We start from the raw sequence: 17,632 nt of genomic DNA on the forward strand, positions 1-17,632 counted from the left end.
CCTTATCGTTATGTTATAACATATCTGATGAGGTTATCATGAAAGCTAATATTCATCCTCATTACCGCACCGTTGTGTTTCACGACACCAGCGCTAATGAATATTTTAAAGTGGGTTCGACGATAAAAACCGAGCGCGAGATTGATCTGGAAGGGGTGACCTATCCCTACGTGGCGATTGAGGTTTCCTCCAAATCGCATCCGTATTACACCGGTAAGCAGAAAACCTTCTCCAATGAGGGGAGCACCGCCCGTTTCCGCAAGCGTTTCGGCAGCTTTATTGATGCGAAAAGGAGCGAATAATGCAGGTGCTTAATTCATTACGCAGCGCTAAACAGCGCCATCCGGATTGCCAGATAGTCAAACGCAAAGGTCGGCTGTACGTCATCTGCAAAAGCAACCCCCGCTTTAAGGCCGTGCAGGGGCGCAAAAAAAGACGCTAGCGTACCTCGGGGCGAAGGCTCTCCAGCGTACGGATCTGCTGGCCATCGGCGCTGAAATTGTCGCTGGCCAGCCATTTCTGCATGGCGCTATCAATCTGCGGCCACTCGGCATCGATAATGGAAAACCAGTCGGTATCCCGGTTGTGGCCCTTTATCACCAGCGCCTGGCGAAAGCGCCCCTCATAATGAAAACCTAGCCGCTGCGCCGCCCGACGCGAAGGTTCGTTCAGACTGTTGCATTTCCATTCGTAGCGGCGATAGCCGAGGGTATCAAACACGTAGCGCATCAGCAGCCAGTGCGCTTCGGTGGCCATTGCCGTTCGGCTAAGCAGCGGCGAAAAATGCACGTGACCCACCTCGACAACGCCGTTGTTTGCATCAATTCTCATCAGCGCCAGTGAGCCGACCGGCTGCCGGGTCTGGCGATCGATCACCGCAAAATGAATTGGGTCGCTAAGCCCGGTCAGGCCGGCTACCCATGCGCTAAACTCTTCGACGCTGCTATCAGGCTCGCGCAGCAGCCAGGTCCAGCTGCGCGTATCCGGCGCCAGCTGATGGGCAGCGAACAACGCCTCCGCGTGTTTCCCGGCCAACGGCTCCAGATAACACAGGCGCCCTTGCAGGGTTTGCCGCTGCGGATAGGGGCGTGGCTGCCAGTCGGGCAGGGCATCGCCAACGGGTTGACCGAAGTGGTTGTGCTGGTTCATTAAGCTTTCCTTGTATGGACAGATACGCTGAGACTAAGGTCTTGCTGGTTCCATAAAAAGTGCCATTGAATTATATTTTCATGGTGCCACGAGGAGCCGGAATGAATATCCCTGACGATGCCTTTTTCACTTTACTTGAACACGCCCTGCGCGACAGGGGAGATGAGACGCTGCAGCGGACGCTGTATCACGCGCTGCGTGGCGCCATTTTGCAGGGGACTCTGGCTGGAGGCAGCCGTCTGCCGGGTTCACGGGCTATCGCCACATGGCTCAATCTCTCGCGCAATACGATTAACGCGGCGCTGGAACAGCTGGCGATGGAGGGCTATTTGCTACGTAGCCGGCAGGGGACGCACGTCGCGACTCTGAGATCGTCTCAGGAGAGCGAAGCCGCGGTACCCGCGATAGCTCTGCCGGAGCGGCTGCTGGCGCTCCCGGCTGGCACCCGGCGCGATTCTCCGGCGCTGGCCTTTACTCCCGGCACGCCGGCGATTAACTACTTCCCTCTCTCCATCTGGCGACGTCTGCTCGATCGCGTCCTGCGCGAGGAGGGCAGTACGCTGTTGGGCTACGGCGATGCGGCCGGGGAGCTGGCGCTGCGGCAGGCTATCGTTCGCCATCTGGCCCTGTCGCGCGGGATTCGCTGCGATGCCCGGCAGATTGTCATTACCGAAGGCGCGCTTGAGGGCGTGAATTTGTGTACCCACCTGCTGAGCGTTGCCGGCGATACCGCCTGGGTGGAGGAGCCGGGGTATTTAGGCGCAAAAAGCGTGTTTCTCAAGGCCGGGCTGCGGGTGAAGGGGATGGCGGTCGATAGCGAAGGAATGCGTCCTGAGGTGGGTGAGGGCGAAACGCCGAGGCTGATTTTCACTTCGCCTTCGCACCAGTATCCGTGCGGAGCGGTGATGAGCGCCGGGCGACGTCTGGCGCTGCTGGAGTATGCGCGCCAGCATAATGCCTGGATCGTGGAAGATGATTACGATAGCGAGTTTCGCTACAGCGGTGAGCCGATCCCGGCGATGCTGGGGATGATAAAAAACGCGCCGGTAGTCTATCTCGGGACGTTCAGCAAAACGCTGTTCCCGGCGCTGCGCATTGGCTTTGTCGTCATGCCGCCGGCGCTGGCTGCTGCGGCCCAGGGCGTGGTTGGCGCGCTGCTGCGGGGCGGCCATCGCGCTGAACAGCGGGCGCTGGCGCTATTCATCGAAGAGGGTCACTATGCCCGTCATCTGGCCGCAATGCGCCGTTTGTATCGAAAGCGCCGGCTGCAGCTGCGCGAAGCCTTGGTCAGGGAGCTGACGCAGCCTTGTGACATCCTCGGCGGCGAGGGCGGGCTGCATCTGACGGTCGCCATTGAGGGTATTGATGATGAGGCGGTGGTTGAGCAGGCCCGCCGGTTTCAGCAGGCCCCTGCGGCATTAAGCCGCTTCTATCTGGATGCGCAGCGCGCGCGAAGCGGGCTGGTGCTGGGGTATGGCAATACGTCCGCTTCGCATTTTGGCCCTGCGCTGCGGACGTTAAATCGCCTTATCCGGCAGTACCGACGCGGGTCAGGCTGAAGACATCGTAGAACGACAGCTCCCCTTTGGTAGCAATCATTTTTTGCAGCTGCGTTTTCTGCTCGCCCGCTACGCGCGGCGACTGCAGGATCCGCTCGATCAGCTGAGGCGGTACGAAGCGGGTGTTGTACCATTCGCCGTTGTAGCAGACGCGAAAGTCCAGGACGTCGATATCTTCGTAGCGGTAGCGCGGATAGACGTCAAAGAAAAAGAAGCCGTTCAGCAGGACAAACAGCACCACCAGCAGCCACACGGAATCCACCAGCGTCTCTGAGGTGAACATGACGACGAAGGTCGCAGCAAAGGCGGCGTACATCGCGACGAACAGCCACGGATGATTGCGAATAAAACTGATGCTGAAGCGCGGACGGTTGTCGCGCTTCTCTTTCACATTGAGCTCATCAATGGTGTTGGTCAGCAGTTGCTGTATTTCTGTCATTTTGTCCCCGAATTCTACTAAGGCCCAGCCTGAAGGCTATTTTATGTTGCGGGAATCAGATGGAAAAGTAACAGATCAGTTGCGGAAAAGCATAACAGTTACTCTTTTTCCGCCGCCAGCATCCGGATGATTTGCGCGGGATTGCCGCCAACCACCGCATTCGGCGGAACGTCTTTTACTACCACGGCCCCGGAGGCAATGACGGCGTTGTCGCCAATCTTCACGCCTGGGTTAATCACGGCGCGGCCGCCAATCCAGACGTTATTACCGATGGTTACCGGTTTGCCATACTCCCTACCGCTGTTGCGTTCGACCGCATCCAGAGGGTGAGTGGCGGTATAGATATGTACGCCGGGTGCCAACATGCAGTTATCGCCGATCCGTATCGGGCAGACGTCGAGCATGACGCAGTCAAAATTAGCGTAGAAATTACTGCCGAGATAAATATTGTAACCATAATCACAGCGGAAGGTTGGCTCAATATAGGCATCGCCCGCCTGACCAAATAACGCTGTCAGACAGTTTTTGCGTAGCTCACGTTCGTCCGGCGCCGAATGGTTGTAGCGATGCAGCTCCTGCCTGGCATGCAGGCGGTCCGCTCGTAGCGTAGCATCTCCGGGCTGATACAACTCTCCGGCGATCATCTTAAGCTTCTCTTCACTCATGGGGCTTTCCTCAAATAGCGGGTGGGCCACAGTATAAAAAAGAAACCGGTTTCAGATACGCCGTTTGGCTATTTATGCGAGTAATATCACAAATATACCTAAAGTGAGGGGAGGGGCCGATTATCGCCTGGTAGTTACCTGAAATGAGTTAGCGAATGAATTTCCATACCGAAGTAGGGATTTTGTCGTATAGCTTATTCATGGTCAATTCGGCAAGACGGTGATCGGCCGCTGAGTAAAATACAGCCAGTTCGTTGTCCGGAAGTTCGTATTTATTTTTTTCAATTACGCGTTCCAGCGTATCAATTGTCTGACAGCGGCGTAAGCGCATCAAATAGTCTGTTTTGGTTAATGGTTCACCAGACATAAATTCACCTTTAAATTGTAATAATACTAACAAGAAAGACTTGCCGGATTTTCCCGGCTGGCGTTAACAAAACAACGGAATAACCGATTTCCCGATTTACGCCATTTCTGCAGGTCTACGCTGTTAATGCCGTAGCTGCTAAACAACATGAAAGTGTCATCAAGGTATTCATCGAGCTGAGCAATCAGTTTATTATCCTCAGCGTACTTAATTTTATAATTAAGCGCGAAGGTAGCAATGTGATCGATCAGTTCATTAAGCTGAAGATTGACAGCCGACGTCGGGTCATTAACCCACCCGTGGTTGCTTTCTTCCAGGTTTGCAAGGCAATCATGATACAGGGTTTCGCAGAGAAATCGAAGCTGTGCGATATCATGTCTTTTTGGCGAGTATTCGTCCATAACACATCCCCTTTTGAGTGGTTTAAACGACGACTAACAAGCACCGTTGTGGGATGAACACGACTAACAGACCTGGCACATACATTGTAATCCTGTTGATTTAACTATAATCCACTCTTAAACAGATTTCACCGTGCTATTACGAAAAATTACAATTATCACCGTTAATTTATCTTAAAGCAGCGGACTCTATTATACCGCAGCATATCAAGGTGATGACTATGGGAAAGCACACCTTATGGATCATTGGTTTAGCCGGTTATTTTGTCATGCGCCTGTCGGCAGCCACGGATAACACAGGTATTAAGAATATTCTGAGTGAGGCCGAAGGGTTAAACCGTGAAGAATAATCTGGTAAAAATAGGCTACCTTACATCTTCGCTGATTATATATCAGAACATCCGCTAAACAATGACATTGTGTGCGTTTTCATCGATAAAAAAAGGGCCGCAAATGCGGCCCTGAGTTCAGAGATTAATGATGCCCGGTCGGATGACTGTGCTCAATATCTTCCGTTTTTTTACTGAAACGGCGGCGCACGACCACGAAGAATACCGGCACAAAGAAGATTGCCAGAACCGTCGCGGTTACCATCCCGCCCATTACGCCGGTACCTACGGCGTTCTGCGCGCCGGAGCCTGCGCCAGAGCTGATAACCAGCGGCATAACCCCGAGGATAAAAGCCAGTGAGGTCATCAGGATTGGGCGCAGACGCATACGTACCGCCTCCAGCGTCGCTTCAATCAGACCTTTGCCTTCTTTATCCATCAGGTCTTTGGCGAATTCTACGATAAGTATCGCGTTCTTCGCCGACAGGCCGATGGTGGTCAGCAGACCTACCTGGAAGTAGACGTCGTTAGTCAGCCCGCGGAAGGTTGCGGCCAACAGCGCGCCGATGACCCCGAGCGGCACAACCAGCATAACCGAGAACGGAATCGACCAGCTTTCATACAGCGCTGCCAGACACAGGAATACCACAATCAGCGAGATGGCATACAGTGCCGGAGCCTGGTTACCGGACAGACGTTCCTGATAGGACATACCGGTCCAGTCATAGCCAACGCCAGCCGGCAGCTTGCCCGCCAGTTCTTCCATCAGGTTCATGGCTTCACCGGTACTTCTACCCGGCGCCGCCTGACCGAGGATTTCCATCGACGGCAGACCGTTATAGCGTTCCAGACGCGGTGAACCGTACTCCCAGTGCGACGTTGAGAAGGCCGAGAACGGTACCATCTGGCCGTCGCTACCGCGAACGTACCAGTTGCCAATGTCTTCTGGCAGCATGCGGTATTTCGCTTCGGACATGACGTATACTTTCTTCACGCGACCGCGGTCGATAAAGTCGTTGACGTAGCTACCGCCCCAGGCTGCGCCCAGCGTGGTATTGATGTCACTGATGGATACGCCCAGCGCCTGCGCTTTCTCCTGATCGATATCAACCTTGAACTGCGGAGTATCTTCCAGGCCGTTCGGACGAACGCCGACCAGCAGGTCAGGGTGCTTCGCAACTTCGCCAAACAGCTGGTTACGCGCCTGGGTCAGTTTTTCGTGACCTAAGCCGCCCTGGTCGATCAGCTGGAAGTCAAAGCCGGTTGCGGTACCCAGCTCAACGATAGCCGGCAGGTTAAAGGCGAAGACCATCGCATCTTTAATCTGCGAGAAACGCGCCATCGCACGACCGGTAATCGCTTCAACCTTGTTCTCGCTGCCCGGACGTTCGCTCCAGTCTTTCAGAGAAACGAACGCAATACCGGTGTTCTGACCACGACCCGCGAAGCCAAAGCCGTTAACGGCGAACACGGATTCTACGTTGTCTTTCTCTTTCGTGAGGTAGTAGTCCGTCATCTCATCCAGCACTTTCTGCGTGCGTTCCTGGGTGGCGCCAGCAGGTAGCTGCGCCATGCTCAGGAACACGCCCTGGTCTTCATCCGGCAGGAACGAGCTCGGCAGACGAACGAACAGGAATGCCATTCCGACGACGATGATCAGATACAGCACCAGATAACGACCGGTACTGCGCAGGATGTTGCCTACGCTATCGGTGTAGTGGTGGGTGCTCTTATCGAACATGCGGTTAAACCAGCCAAAGAAGCCTTTGTGCTCGCCGTGACCGCCTTTAGCGATAGGTTTCAGCATCGTGGCGCACAGCGCCGGAGTCAGAATCAACGCAACCAGTACCGACAGCGCCATCGCCGAAACGATAGTGATGGAGAACTGACGATAAATTGCGCCGGTTGAGCCGCCGAAGAAGGCCATCGGGATGAATACCGCCGACAGCACCATCGCGATACCGACCAGCGCGCCCTGAATCTGGCCCATTGATTTACGGGTTGCTTCCTTCGGCGGGAGCCCCTCCTCGGCCATGACGCGCTCGACGTTTTCTACCACCACGATGGCGTCATCCACCAACAGGCCTATCGCCAGCACCATACCAAACATGGTTAAGGTGTTTATCGAGAAGCCAAAGATGGCAAGGATGGCGAATGTCCCTAGCAGGACCACCGGAACCGCGATGGTTGGGATCAGCGTGGCGCGGAAGTTCTGCAGGAACAGGTACATGACCAGGAAGACCAGGATAATTGCTTCAGCCAGCGTTTTGACCACTTCATGAATTGAGATTTTCACGAACGGCGTGGTGTCATACGGGTAAACAATTTTCAGGCCCGACGGGAAGTACGGCTCCATTTTCGCCAGTTCAGCGCGAATGGCGTTTGCGGTATCCAGCGCGTTAGCGCCGGTCGCCAGTTTGATGCCCAGACCGGAAGCCGGCTGGTTGTTAAACTTAGCGATGATGTCGTAGTTTTCGCCACCGAGCTCTACTTTCGCCACATCGCGCAGGCGAACCTGCGAACCGTCCTGGTTCACTTTCAGCAGGATATTGCTAAATTCGTCCGCAGATTTCAGACGCGTTTGCGCAATGATCGAGGCGTTCAGCTGCTGGCCTTTCACCGGCGGCGTACCGCCTAGCTGACCGGCTGCAACCTGGGCGTTCTGCGCTTTAATGGCGCTAATGACATCCACCGGCGTCAGCTGGAAGTTGTTCAGTTTGTTCGGATCCATCCAGATACGCATCGCGTACTGGGAACCAAACAGCTGAACGTCGCCCACGCCTGACGTACGGCTGATCGCATCTTTCATGTTGGCGCCAACGTAGTCGGAAATATCCTCCTGCGTCATGGTGCCGTTGGTGTTGATAACGCCGACAACCATCAGGAAGCTGCTGGAGGATTTCTCCACGCTCACGCCCTGTTGCTGTACTTCCTGCGGCAGCAGCGGCATAGCGAGCTGCAGTTTGTTCTGCACCTGCACCTGCGCGATATCCGCGTCGGTACCGGACTGGAAGGTCAGGGTGATCTGTACCGTACCGGTTGAGTCACTGTTGGAGGACATGTACATCAGGTTATCGATACCGTTCATGTTCTGTTCGATAACCTGCGTGACGGTATCCTGCACCGTTTTCGCATCAGCACCAGGGTAGGTTGCGGAGATCGACACTGCCGGCGGCGCAATCGTTGGATATTGCGCGACAGGCAGCTTCAGGATCGCAAGTCCCCCAGCTAGCATGATTATTATGGCGATCACCCATGCGAATATTGGGCGATCGATAAAGAAATTAGGCATGTCTTAACGGCTCCTGTTTAAGTTAAGACCTGGTTTACTCTGACTGAGCGTTGCTTGCAGCTTGCTGCTTGTCGTCAGAGGCTACTTCCTGCGCTTTCACCTGCACGCCTGGTTTTACTTTTTGCAGTCCGGTGACGATGACGCGATCGCCCGATTTCACCCCGGTAGTGACCAGCCATTTATCGCCAATCGCCTGCGTTGCAGTGACCTGACGAACTTCGACTTTATCGCCTTCGCCCACCACCATTACGCTGGCATCACCGCGCGGAGTGCGGGTTACACCCTGCTGTGGAACCAGCAGTGCGTCAGGGTTGGTGCCTTCTTCCAGACGCGCGCGGACGAACATACCTGGCAGCAGGGAGTTATCCGGGTTCGGGAAGATAGCGCGCAAAGTGATAGAACCGGTGGTCTGATCAACGGTCACGTCGGAAAACTCCAGCGTCCCGCCCTGCGGATACTTCAGACCATCGCTGGTGACCAGCTCGACCTTGGCTTTGCCGTTTTCCTGTTTCAGCTTACCGTTTGCCAGCTCCTGTTTCAGACGCAGGAAATCGTTGCTCGACTGGGTAACGTCAACATAGATCGGATCCAGCTGCTGAACGGTTGCCAGCGCGGTGGTCTGGGCATTCTGCACCAGCGCACCTTCCGTCACTGCTGATTTACCAATACGACCGCTGATAGGCGAAGTCACTTTGGTGTACGCGAGGTTAATTCGCGCGGTTTCCACGGCAGCTTTTGCCGCCACGACGGCAGCGTTGTTCTGCTGAGCGTCAGCAACTGCGGTGTCGTAGTCTTGTTGACTGATGTATTTGGTGCCTAACAGTTTCTGGTAGCGCTTGACCGTCAGCTGAGCGATGTTTGCCGCCGCCTGCGCTTTGGCTAAGTCGCCTTTCGCGCTTTCGTAGCTGGCCTGATAGGTTGCCGGATCGATCTGATAAAGGGACACGCCTGCCTGGATATCGCTACCTTCAGTGAAGTTACGTTTCAGAATAATGCCACTAACCTGAGGGCGGACTTCAGCAACGCGGTATGCACTGGTGCGGCCAGGCAGCTCGGTGGTGATTTGTAGAGGTGCGGATTTGAGCGTCACAACGCCGACTTCCGGCATTTGCTGGGCCCCTTGTTGAGCCGGTTTGTCGTCACATCCTGTTAGCGCTAAGCTGCCTGAGAGCATCAGAACGACCGCCAGAGGCGTTAACCCTCTGTTTTTGTTCATATGTAAACCTCGAGTGTCCAATTTCAAATTGTTCAGTGGCTCAAACGACCACAAACCCACTACTGTGTTTCTATTATGGTCATGCTATGGTACATACATTCACAAATGTATGTAAACGTAACCTCTGTAAACTCATCGACCTATGGCACGAAAAACCAAACAACAGGCACTTGAAACCCGGCAACACATTCTGGACGTTGCTCTGCGTTTGTTTTCGCAGCAAGGCGTATCATCTACCTCGTTGGCAGCAATTGCAAAAGCTGCAGGGGTGACGAGGGGGGCTATCTACTGGCATTTCAAGAATAAATCAGATTTATTTAATGAAATATGGGTGCTTTCGGAGGCCAGTATTAGTGACCTCGAAGTTGAGTATCGGGCAAAATTCCCCAACGATCCACTGTCAGTTGTCCGTGAGATCTTAGTCTATATTCTTGAAGCAACGGTGACAGAAGAGCGTCGGCGGCTGATGATGGAAATCATCTTCCATAAATGTGAGTTTGTTGGCGAGATGGCGGTGGTCCAGGAAGCGCAGCGCAGCCTCTGTCTCGAGAGCTACGATCGCATTGAGCACACCCTCAACGAATGTATTGCGGCGAAGATGCTGCCGGCCAATTTATTAACCCGGCGGGCGGCGATTTTAATGCGCAGCTATCTTTCCGGCCTGATGGAAAACTGGCTGTTTGCGCCGGATTCTTTCGATCTGCAAAAAGACGCGCGCGAATTTGTCGAGACGCTTCTGGAAATGTATCAGTTTTGCCCTTCGCTGCGGGCTCCATCCGAGGCCGCGCTTTAGCGCCTGGCCCAAATTTCCGGCCCGGATCAGCGCGAAAAAATGCCGCGATCCGCCGCTATTCGCGCGCAGGTAGAAGTGCTATTCTGCGCGCTGCGACGACCCCCGGTATTCTCCGGCTTTTGCAATCATTCATGTTAACACTATGCTGCATACTATTCGTTGGCGAAACGCCATTTCCGCTTTTGTAATTGTACTGATGTTTTTCGTTGGCAGCCTTTGCGCGACTCAGGCCTTTGCGGCTGATTTGCCCGAACGCTCTGAAGTTCAGAGCCAGCTCAATACGCTGAATAAGCAGAAGGAACTCACCCCCCAGGACAAGCTGGTTCAGCAGGACCTGACGCAAACTCTCGAAACGCTCGATAAAATTGAGCGCATCAAGTCGGAGGCGGCTCAGCTGCGTCAGCAGGTCGATCAGGCCCCGGCGAAAATGCGCCAGGCGGTCGATGGCCTGAATGCGCTCGGCGATGTGCCGGATGATGAGGCCACGCGTAAAACGCTAGGCTCGCTGTCGCTCCGTCAGCTGGAAGCCCGCGTCACCCAGACCCTCGACGAATTGCAAAATGCCCAGAACGACCTGGCGACGTACAACAGCCAGCTGGTTGCTTTGCAAACGCAGCCGGAGCGCGTGCAGAACGCCATGTACACGGCGTCCCAGCAGCTGCAGCAGATCCGTAACCGCCTGAACGGCACCTCGGTGAGTGAAGAGACCCTGCGGCCAACTCAGCAGGGGCTCCTGCTAACGCAGCAGTCGCTGCTGAACGCGCAGATCGACCAGCAGCGTAAAAGCCTGGAAGGTAATACCGTCCTGCAGGATACGCTGCAGAAGCAGCGGGATTACGTCAGCGCCAACAGCAACCGCCTGGAGCATCAGCTGCAGCTGCTGCAGGAAGCCGTTAACAGCAAGCGGCTGACGCTGACGGAAAAAACCGCGCAGGAAGCGGTGACTCCCGATGAAACCGCGCGCATTCAGGCCAATCCGCTGGTGCAGCAGGAACTGGAGATTAACCACCAGCTTAGCCAGAGGCTGATTTCGGCGACTGAAAACGGCAACCAGCTGGTGCAGCGCAATATTAAGGTCAAAAACTGGCTCGATCGCGCGCTGCAGTCGGAACGCGATATTAAAGAACAGATATCGGTCCTGAAGGGCAGCCTGCTGCTGTCGCGTATCCTCTACCAGCAGCAGCAGACGCTGCCGTCTGCCGACGAGCTGGAGGATATGACCAACCGCATCGCCGACCTGCGCCTCGAACAATTTGAGGTGAACCAGCAGCGCGACGCCCTGTTCCAGAGCGATGCCTACGTCGCAAAACTGGAGGAAGGGCACAGCAGCGACGTGAATCCGGAAGTGCACGACGCCCTGCTGGACGTCGTGGATATGCGCCGCGAGCTGCTCGATCAGTTCAACAAACAGCTGGGTAATCAGCTGATGATGGCGATTAACCTGCAGATTAACCAGCAGCAGCTGATGAGCGTCTCCAGCACCCTGAAAGCCATCCTGACGCAGCAAATTTTCTGGGTTAACAGCAACAAGCCTATGGACTGGGAGTGGATAAAATCCTTCCCTGAAGCGCTGAAAGGGCAGTTTAAGGCGATGAAAATCACCGTAAACTGGGAAAAAGCCTGGCCCGCCGTGTTCGTGGCGTTCCTCGCCGGCCTGCCGCTGCTGCTTATTGCCGGCCTTATCCGCTGGCGCCTGCAGTGGCTGCGCAGCTACCAGGCAAAGCTGGCGTCGCAGGTCGGGCAGCTGCGTAACGATACCCAGCTGCATACGCCTAAAGCGATTTTGATCGATCTGATAAGAGCTCTGCCGGTGGTTTTGCTGATTCTGGCCGTAGGCCTGATTCTGCTGACGATGCAGCTCAATATCAGCGATCTGCTGTGGGCGTACAGCAAGAAACTGGCGCTGTTCTGGCTGGTGTTTGGCCTGTGCTGGAAGGTACTGGAAAAAGACGGCGTGGCGGTGAGCCACTTTAATATGCCGCCGCAGCTGACCAGCCACTGGCGTCGGCAGATTGTCCGCGTCAGCCTGGCGCTGCTGCCGCTGAATTTGTGGTCGGTTATCTCCGAACTCTCTCCGCTGCATCTGATGGACGATGTGCTGGGGCAGTTCGTGATCTTTATGAACCTGCTGCTTATCGCGGTGCTGGTGTGGCCGATGTGCCGCGAAAGCTGGCGTGATAAGGAGTCGCACAGCCTGCGCCTGGTGACCGTCACCGTGCTGTCGATCGTCCCCATTGCGCTGATGGCGCTCACGGCGACCGGCTACTTCTATACCACGCTGCGCCTGGCCGGCCGCTGGATTGAAACCGTCTATCTGGTGATGCTGTGGAATCTGCTGTATCAGACCGTTCTGCGCGGCCTGAGCGTGGCGGCCCGCCGTATCGCCTGGCGTCGCGCGCTGGCTCGCCGCCAGCACCTGGTCAAAGAGGGCGCCGAGGGCGCTGAGCCGCAGGAGGAGCCGACGATTGCGCTGGAGCAGGTCAACCAGCAAACGCTGCGCATCACCATGCTGGTGATGATCGCGCTGTTCGGCATCCTGTTCTGGGCGATTTGGTCGGATCTGATCACCGTATTTGCCTATCTCGACAGCATCACCCTGTGGCACTACAACGGCACCGAAGCGGGCGTCAACGTGGTAAAAAGCGTCACGATGGGCAGCCTGCTGTTTGCGATAGTTGCCTCGATGGTGGCCTGGGCGCTAATCCGCAACCTGCCGGGTCTGCTGGAAGTGCTGATCCTTTCACGGCTCAACATGCGCCAGGGGACGTCGTATGCGATCACCTCGATTCTGAACTACGCCATTATCGCGATTGGCGCGATGACGGTGTTCGGCTCGCTGGGCGTATCGTGGGACAAACTGCAGTGGCTGGCGGCCGCGCTGTCGGTGGGTCTGGGCTTTGGCCTGCAGGAAATTTTCGGTAACTTCGTTTCCGGCCTGATTATCCTGTTTGAACGCCCGGTACGCATCGGCGATACGGTCACCATCGGGACCTTCTCCGGCACCGTCAGCAAGATCCGCATCCGCGCGACCACGATTACCGACTTTGACCGCAAAGAGGTGATCATTCCGAACAAAGCGTTCGTAACGGAGCGTTTGATCAACTGGTCGCTGTCCGACACCGTTACCCGCGTCGTCATCCGCCTCGGCGTGGCGTACGGCTCGGATCTGGATAAGGTGAAGGAGGTCCTGCTGCAGGCCGCGCATGAGCATCCGAAGGTGATGCCTGAACCTGCGCCGTCGGTATTCTTCACGACCTTTGGCGCCAGCACGCTGGATCACGAACTGCGTCTCTACGTTCGCGAACTGCGCGATCGCAGCTACACGGTGGACGAGCTGAACCGCACCATCGATCGCCTGTGCCGGGAGAACAATATCAACATCGCCTTCAACCAGCTGGAAGTTCATCTGCGTAATGAAAAGGGTGATGAAGTGACGGAGCTGAAGCGTGAGGTCAAAGGGGACGATCCTTCCCCGGCGCTCGGCTGACAGCCGGTCGGGGCGGCCGATGTGCCGCCCCGCAGCGCGCTACCGTTCCTCGTTTTGCGCCGATCCCGGCGCGTTCTTTAGCTTGTTTTCATAATCACGGCGAATGATTTCCAGCGCGCCGAGCACGGTTTGCGCTGAGACCTGGTTTTCTTCAAGCAGCATGATTAAATCAACGGCCAGTTTGACTTCATCCGGGGCGTTTTCTAACGACATTCTCATTCCTCTGTTAGCGCGTCAGGCGTGCCAGCACGCTTTCTATTTTTTCCAGCGCATCGCGGCAGCGGGCCAGCCGTCCGGCATAGGCATCAACCTCTTTTGCCAGGCGCTGCTGTTCATCCAGCGTCGTCGCCTGCAGCCATTGCCGCTGGCGATCGTTGCGCATGGCCAGCAGGCGGCGCTCATATTCCTGGTGCTTCAGCCGACGCCGCTGCCAGCGGCCAGGCCCCGATGACGCGCTGTCCCAGCTGCGCAGCGACCAGGTTGCCGTCTCGCGGCTGATGGCGGCAATTTGCGCGGTCAGGCGTTCCGCCAGCCAGGCAACCTGCGGCAGCTGCTGGTGCGCGACGGCCTGCTGTAATTTGGCGAAATTACCCTGTGCTTCATCCAGGTAGGCCTGCATCAGCGTGCTGCGGGTACGGAACAGCTGGCGATCGAAACGGGCGCTCAGCGTCGCATGGTTGGCCAGCGGCGCGACCTGTTCGGCCAGCCGGGCCAGCTGCTCTTCCAGCGAGTGTAAAAGCCGGGTTGTTTTCAAATAACTCCTCCATACCCTGATAAGCAACTGTGCTACAGTAGCCATCTCTGCTTGATAACGATTCGCATTATGCCACGTATTATTTTAATCATCATTGGCTGGCTGGCCGTAGTTCTGGGAACGCTCGGCGTCGTCCTGCCTTTATTGCCGACGACGCCGTTTATTCTGCTGGCAGCCTGGTGCTTTGCCCGCTCGTCGCCGCGTTTTCACCGCTGGCTGCTGTATCGCTCGTGGTTTGGCGGCTATTTGCGCCATTGGCAGCAGTATCGCGCCATGCCGCCCTGCGCAAAGCCGCGGGCGATAGGGATGATTATACTGACCTTTGCCATTTCCCTGTGGCTGGTTAAGCTTACGTGGGTACGCATCATGCTGCTGGTGATTCTGGCCTGCCTGCTGCTATTTATGTGGCGTATTCCGGTGGTTGATGCAAAGCAACAAAAGCACTGATGCACCATAATGCCTGTTGCAATTGTCGCTGACAGCCAGTAAATTCGAGCGTTTTCGAGCGCGGATACGCCTGGTCAAAGGTTAATCAAATGTTTCCTTGGCCCGTTTGGCGTGTCCGTGAGTAACACCGTTTTGATCAGGCATAAACTTATGACCGCAACTGCACAGCAGCTTGAATATCTGAAGAACAGCATCCAAAGCATTCAGGACTATCCGAAACCGGGTATTCTTTTCCGTGATGTCACCAGCTTGCTGGAAGACCCGCAGGCCTATGCTCTGAGCATCGAGCTGCTGACCGAGCGTTATAAAAATGCCGGCATCACCAAGGTGGTGGGTACCGAAGCGCGCGGTTTCCTGTTTGGCGCACCGGTTGCGCTGGCGCTGGGTGTTGGCTTTGTTCCGGTGCGCAAACCGGGTAAGTTGCCGCGTGAAACCATCTCGGAGAGCTACGAGCTTGAGTACGGCACCGACAGCTTAGAAATCCACGTTGACGCCATCAAAGAAGGCGACAAGGTGCTGGTGGTTGACGATCTGCTGGCGACCGGCGGCACCATCGATGCGACCGTGAAGCTGATCCGTCGTCTGGGTGGCGAAGTACAGGATGCCGCTTTTGTCATCAACCTGTTCGACCTGGGCGGCGAGCAGCGCCTGGATAAGCTGGGCATCAACAGCTATAGCCTGGTTCCGTTCCCGGGTCACTAAGCATTTCCCGATACATAGCCTCGCCGATCCGGCGGGGCTGTGATAGCATGGCCCCTTCGTGATTTCACCTTCCAGCGTTTCAGAGCCAGCCCATGAGTTATCAGGTCTTAGCCCGTAAATGGCGCCCACAAACCTTTGCTGACGTCGTCGGCCAGGAACATGTGCTGACCGCACTGGCGAACGGCTTGTCGTTAGGGCGCATCCATCACGCTTATCTCTTTTCCGGCACCCGCGGGGTAGGTAAAACCTCCATCGCGCGCCTGCTGGCAAAAGGGTTGAACTGTGAAACCGGCATTACCGCAACGCCGTGCGGCGTGTGCGACAACTGCCGTGAAATAGAGCAGGGGCGCTTCGTCGATCTGATAGAGATCGATGCCGCCTCGCGGACGAAAGTCGAAGATACCCGCGATCTACTGGACAACGTTCAGTACGCGCCGGCCCGTGGCCGCTTCAAAGTCTACCTGATTGATGAAGTCCACATGCTGTCGCGCCACAGCTTCAACGCGTTGTTAAAAACGCTGGAGGAGCCGCCCGCGCACGTCAAATTCCTGCTGGCCACCACCGATCCGCAAAAGCTGCCGGTGACGATCCTGTCGCGCTGCCTTCAGTTCCATCTGAAGGCGCTGGACGTCGAGCAAATCCGCCATCAGCTTGAGCATATCCTCGGCGAAGAGCAGATTGCCTTTGAATCCCGCGCGCTGCAGCTGCTGTCGCGTGCGGCGGACGGTAGCCTGCGTGATGCCCTGAGCCTGACCGATCAGGCCATTGCCAGCGGCGACGGTCGTCTGACGACGGAGTCGGTCAGCGCGATGCTTGGCACTCTGGATGACGACCAGGCGCTCTCTTTAATTGAGGCGCTGGTGGCGGCCGACGGCGAGCGGGTGATGGCCGGCGTTAACGAGGCCGCGTCGCGCGGCGTTGAGTGGGAGGCGCTGCTGGTCGAGATGCAGAGCCTGCTGCACCGTATAGCGATGGTGCAGCTGTCGCCCTCGGCGCTCGGTGCCGATATGGCCGCGATAGAGCAGCGGATGCGCGAGCTTGCGCGCACCGTCCCGCCTGCCGATGTACAGCTATACTATCAGACGCTGCTGATTGGTCGTAAAGAGCTGCCCTATGCCCCGGACAGGCGCATGGGCGTCGAGATGACCCTGCTGCGCGCGCTGGCTTTCCATCCGCGTAAGCCGCTGCCCGAGCCGGAGGTCCAGCCCGTGCAGGCGATAGCCGCCGCTCCGGCGCAGGCCGCAGCGGTGCCGCCGGTTCAGCCGCCGCCGCCGCCGCCGCAGAATTTGCCGCAGAACACCAGTCAGGTACTGGCGGCGCGGAGCCATCTGCAGCGTAATCAGGGAGCACCCAGCCCAAAAAAGAGTGAGCCGGCAGCCGCATCCCGCGCGCGGCCGGTGAATAACTCTGCGCTGGAGCGTCTGAGTTCGATTACCGAGCGCGTGCAGGCACGTCCTGCTGCAGCGGCGCTGGAGCAGGCCCCGGCGAAGAAAGAAGCCTATCGCTGGAAATCGACGAACGTCGTCGAAACGGTGAAAGAAGAAGTCGCCACGCCGAAGGCGCTGAAGAAAGCGCTGGAGCATGAAAAAACCCCGGAGCTGGCGGCGAAACTCGCCGTTGAAGCGGTCGAACGCGATAGCTGGGCGTCGGAGGTTAATCAGCTTGCGGTGCCGAAACTGGTTGAACAGGTGGCGCTTAACGCGTGGAAAGAGCAGGACGGTAACCGTATCTGCCTGCATCTGCGTCCGAGCCAGCGGCATCTCAATTCCGCTGGCGCGCAGCAAAAGCTGGCGGAAGCGCTCGGTGTTTTATACGGCGCGCCGGTTGAACTGACCATCGTGGAAGACGATAATCCTGCAATGCGCACGCCGCTGGAGTGGCGGCAGGCAATTTATGAAGAGAAGCTCGCGCAAGCGCGTGAAGCGATTATTGCGGATAACAACATTCAGACGCTGCGCCGGTTCTTTGATGCAGACCTGGATGAAGAGAGTATTCGCCCCATTTGATGACAAGTTCGACTTGCCATCATCAT

General features: G+C 56.5%; 19 protein-coding genes and 1 other annotated feature. Of the genes, 10 read left to right on the plus strand and 9 right to left on the minus strand.

Features of this window, described 5'->3' with window-relative positions:
• Positions 1-38 precede the first annotated feature (38 nt).
• Positions 39-302 carry a type B 50S ribosomal protein L31 gene (locus tag NWP14_RS08845; protein ID WP_095094474.1) on the plus strand — a complete coding sequence of 88 codons (264 nt, stop codon included), beginning with the start codon at positions 39-41 and terminating at the stop codon, positions 300-302.
• A complete protein-coding gene (ykgO, locus tag NWP14_RS08850) occupies positions 302-442 on the plus strand; it encodes a type B 50S ribosomal protein L36 (RefSeq protein ID WP_003859006.1) in 141 nt (46 codons plus the stop codon). Before NWP14_RS08845 ends, ykgO begins: the two co-directional genes overlap by 1 nt.
• Here ykgO and NWP14_RS08855 read toward each other — a convergent pair.
• Complete coding sequence (locus NWP14_RS08855) at positions 439-1,149, minus strand: GNAT family protein (RefSeq protein ID WP_331834177.1); 711 nt, start codon at positions 1,147-1,149, stop codon at positions 439-441. The genes ykgO and NWP14_RS08855 overlap by 4 nt on opposite strands.
• 101 nt (positions 1,150-1,250) lie before the next feature.
• On the opposite strand from NWP14_RS08855, the gene NWP14_RS08860 reads away from it, so the two are divergent.
• Positions 1,251-2,708: a PLP-dependent aminotransferase family protein gene (locus tag NWP14_RS08860; protein WP_375215193.1), complete on the plus strand. Its 1,458-nt coding sequence runs from the start codon at positions 1,251-1,253 to the stop codon at positions 2,706-2,708.
• On the opposite strand, the gene NWP14_RS08865 is transcribed toward NWP14_RS08860, so the two are convergent.
• Positions 2,677-3,147 carry a YlaC family protein gene (locus NWP14_RS08865; protein ID WP_095094480.1) on the minus strand — a complete coding sequence of 157 codons (471 nt, stop codon included), beginning with the start codon at positions 3,145-3,147 and terminating at the stop codon, positions 2,677-2,679. The two genes, NWP14_RS08860 and NWP14_RS08865, sit on opposite strands and share 32 nt — an antisense overlap.
• Between NWP14_RS08865 and NWP14_RS08870 the strand changes: the two genes are divergently transcribed.
• Positions 3,137-3,277, plus strand: a complete 141-nt coding sequence (locus tag NWP14_RS08870; protein WP_370525524.1) for a hypothetical protein — start codon at positions 3,137-3,139, stop codon at positions 3,275-3,277. The two genes, NWP14_RS08865 and NWP14_RS08870, sit on opposite strands and share 11 nt — an antisense overlap.
• Here the strand turns inward: NWP14_RS08870 and maa are convergent.
• The 3 genes from maa to tomB form a co-directional block, all read right to left on the minus strand.
• Entirely contained in the window at positions 3,246-3,812 is a 567-nt protein-coding gene (maa, locus tag NWP14_RS08875) for a maltose O-acetyltransferase (RefSeq protein WP_095094482.1), read from the minus strand. The genes NWP14_RS08870 and maa overlap by 32 nt on opposite strands.
• A gap of 148 nt (positions 3,813-3,960) precedes the next feature.
• Complete coding sequence (locus NWP14_RS08880; RefSeq protein WP_041144355.1) at positions 3,961-4,179, minus strand: HHA domain-containing protein; 219 nt, start codon at positions 4,177-4,179, stop codon at positions 3,961-3,963.
• Between the two features lie 26 nt (positions 4,180-4,205).
• Positions 4,206-4,580 carry an Hha toxicity modulator TomB gene (gene tomB, locus NWP14_RS08885; protein ID WP_041144356.1) on the minus strand — a complete coding sequence of 125 codons (375 nt, stop codon included), beginning with the start codon at positions 4,578-4,580 and terminating at the stop codon, positions 4,206-4,208.
• Positions 4,581-4,801: 221 nt separating this feature from the next.
• Here tomB and NWP14_RS08890 point away from each other — a divergent pair, with 221 nt between their 5' ends.
• Positions 4,802-4,930: a hypothetical protein gene (locus tag NWP14_RS08890; RefSeq protein ID WP_255430867.1), complete on the plus strand. Its 129-nt coding sequence runs from the start codon at positions 4,802-4,804 to the stop codon at positions 4,928-4,930.
• Positions 4,931-5,054: 124 nt separating this feature from the next.
• Here the strand turns inward: NWP14_RS08890 and acrB are convergent, their stop codons facing one another.
• On the minus strand, positions 5,055-8,201 hold the full coding sequence (gene acrB / locus NWP14_RS08895; protein ID WP_095094484.1) for a multidrug efflux RND transporter permease subunit AcrB: 3,147 nt from the start codon (positions 8,199-8,201) through the stop codon (positions 5,055-5,057).
• A 34-nt stretch (positions 8,202-8,235) separates the two neighbouring features.
• Positions 8,236-9,417, minus strand: coding sequence for a multidrug efflux RND transporter periplasmic adaptor subunit AcrA (acrA, locus tag NWP14_RS08900; protein ID WP_095094486.1), 1,182 nt, complete (start codon positions 9,415-9,417; stop codon positions 8,236-8,238).
• A gap of 142 nt (positions 9,418-9,559) precedes the next feature.
• Between acrA and acrR the strand changes: the two genes are divergently transcribed.
• Both acrR and mscK read left to right on the plus strand, forming a co-directional pair.
• Positions 9,560-10,210 (plus strand): multidrug efflux transporter transcriptional repressor AcrR, encoded by a 651-nt coding sequence (gene acrR / locus NWP14_RS08905; RefSeq protein ID WP_095094488.1) that lies wholly within the window; start codon positions 9,560-9,562, stop codon positions 10,208-10,210.
• A gap of 142 nt (positions 10,211-10,352) precedes the next feature.
• Positions 10,353-13,697, plus strand: coding sequence for a mechanosensitive channel MscK (gene mscK, locus NWP14_RS08910; RefSeq protein ID WP_331834180.1), 3,345 nt, complete (start codon positions 10,353-10,355; stop codon positions 13,695-13,697).
• Positions 13,698-13,736: 39 nt separating this feature from the next.
• Here mscK and rsmS read toward each other — a convergent pair whose 3' ends face one another.
• Positions 13,737-13,910, minus strand: coding sequence for a pleiotropic regulatory protein RsmS (gene rsmS, locus NWP14_RS08915; RefSeq protein ID WP_095094492.1), 174 nt, complete (start codon positions 13,908-13,910; stop codon positions 13,737-13,739).
• A 13-nt stretch (positions 13,911-13,923) separates the two neighbouring features.
• Positions 13,924-14,451, minus strand: a complete 528-nt coding sequence (gene priC / locus NWP14_RS08920) for a primosomal replication protein N'' (RefSeq protein WP_095094494.1) — start codon at positions 14,449-14,451, stop codon at positions 13,924-13,926.
• A gap of 69 nt (positions 14,452-14,520) precedes the next feature.
• Between priC and NWP14_RS08925 the strand changes: the two genes are divergently transcribed.
• The 3 genes from NWP14_RS08925 (at position 14,521) to dnaX (ending at position 17,606) form a co-directional block, all read left to right on the plus strand.
• The gene (locus NWP14_RS08925; RefSeq protein ID WP_375215194.1) at positions 14,521-14,898 is read left to right on the plus strand and encodes a DUF454 family protein; all 378 of its coding nucleotides are present in this window, start codon (positions 14,521-14,523) and stop codon (positions 14,896-14,898) included.
• A 150-nt stretch (positions 14,899-15,048) separates the two neighbouring features.
• Positions 15,049-15,600 carry an adenine phosphoribosyltransferase gene (gene apt / locus NWP14_RS08930; protein WP_095094496.1) on the plus strand — a complete coding sequence of 184 codons (552 nt, stop codon included), beginning with the start codon at positions 15,049-15,051 and terminating at the stop codon, positions 15,598-15,600.
• Positions 15,601-15,692: 92 nt separating this feature from the next.
• Positions 15,693-17,606, plus strand: a complete 1,914-nt coding sequence (gene dnaX, locus NWP14_RS08935; protein ID WP_375215195.1) for a DNA polymerase III subunit gamma/tau — start codon at positions 15,693-15,695, stop codon at positions 17,604-17,606.
• Positions 16,939-17,003, plus strand: a sequence feature (DnaX frameshifting element). It overlaps the preceding gene by 65 nt.
• Positions 17,607-17,632 lie beyond the last annotated feature (26 nt).

Origin of the sequence: Klebsiella sp. C349492, assembly GCF_042055345.1 — a bacterium.
GTDB classification, from domain to species: Bacteria; Pseudomonadota; Gammaproteobacteria; order Enterobacterales; family Enterobacteriaceae; genus Klebsiella; species Klebsiella scottii.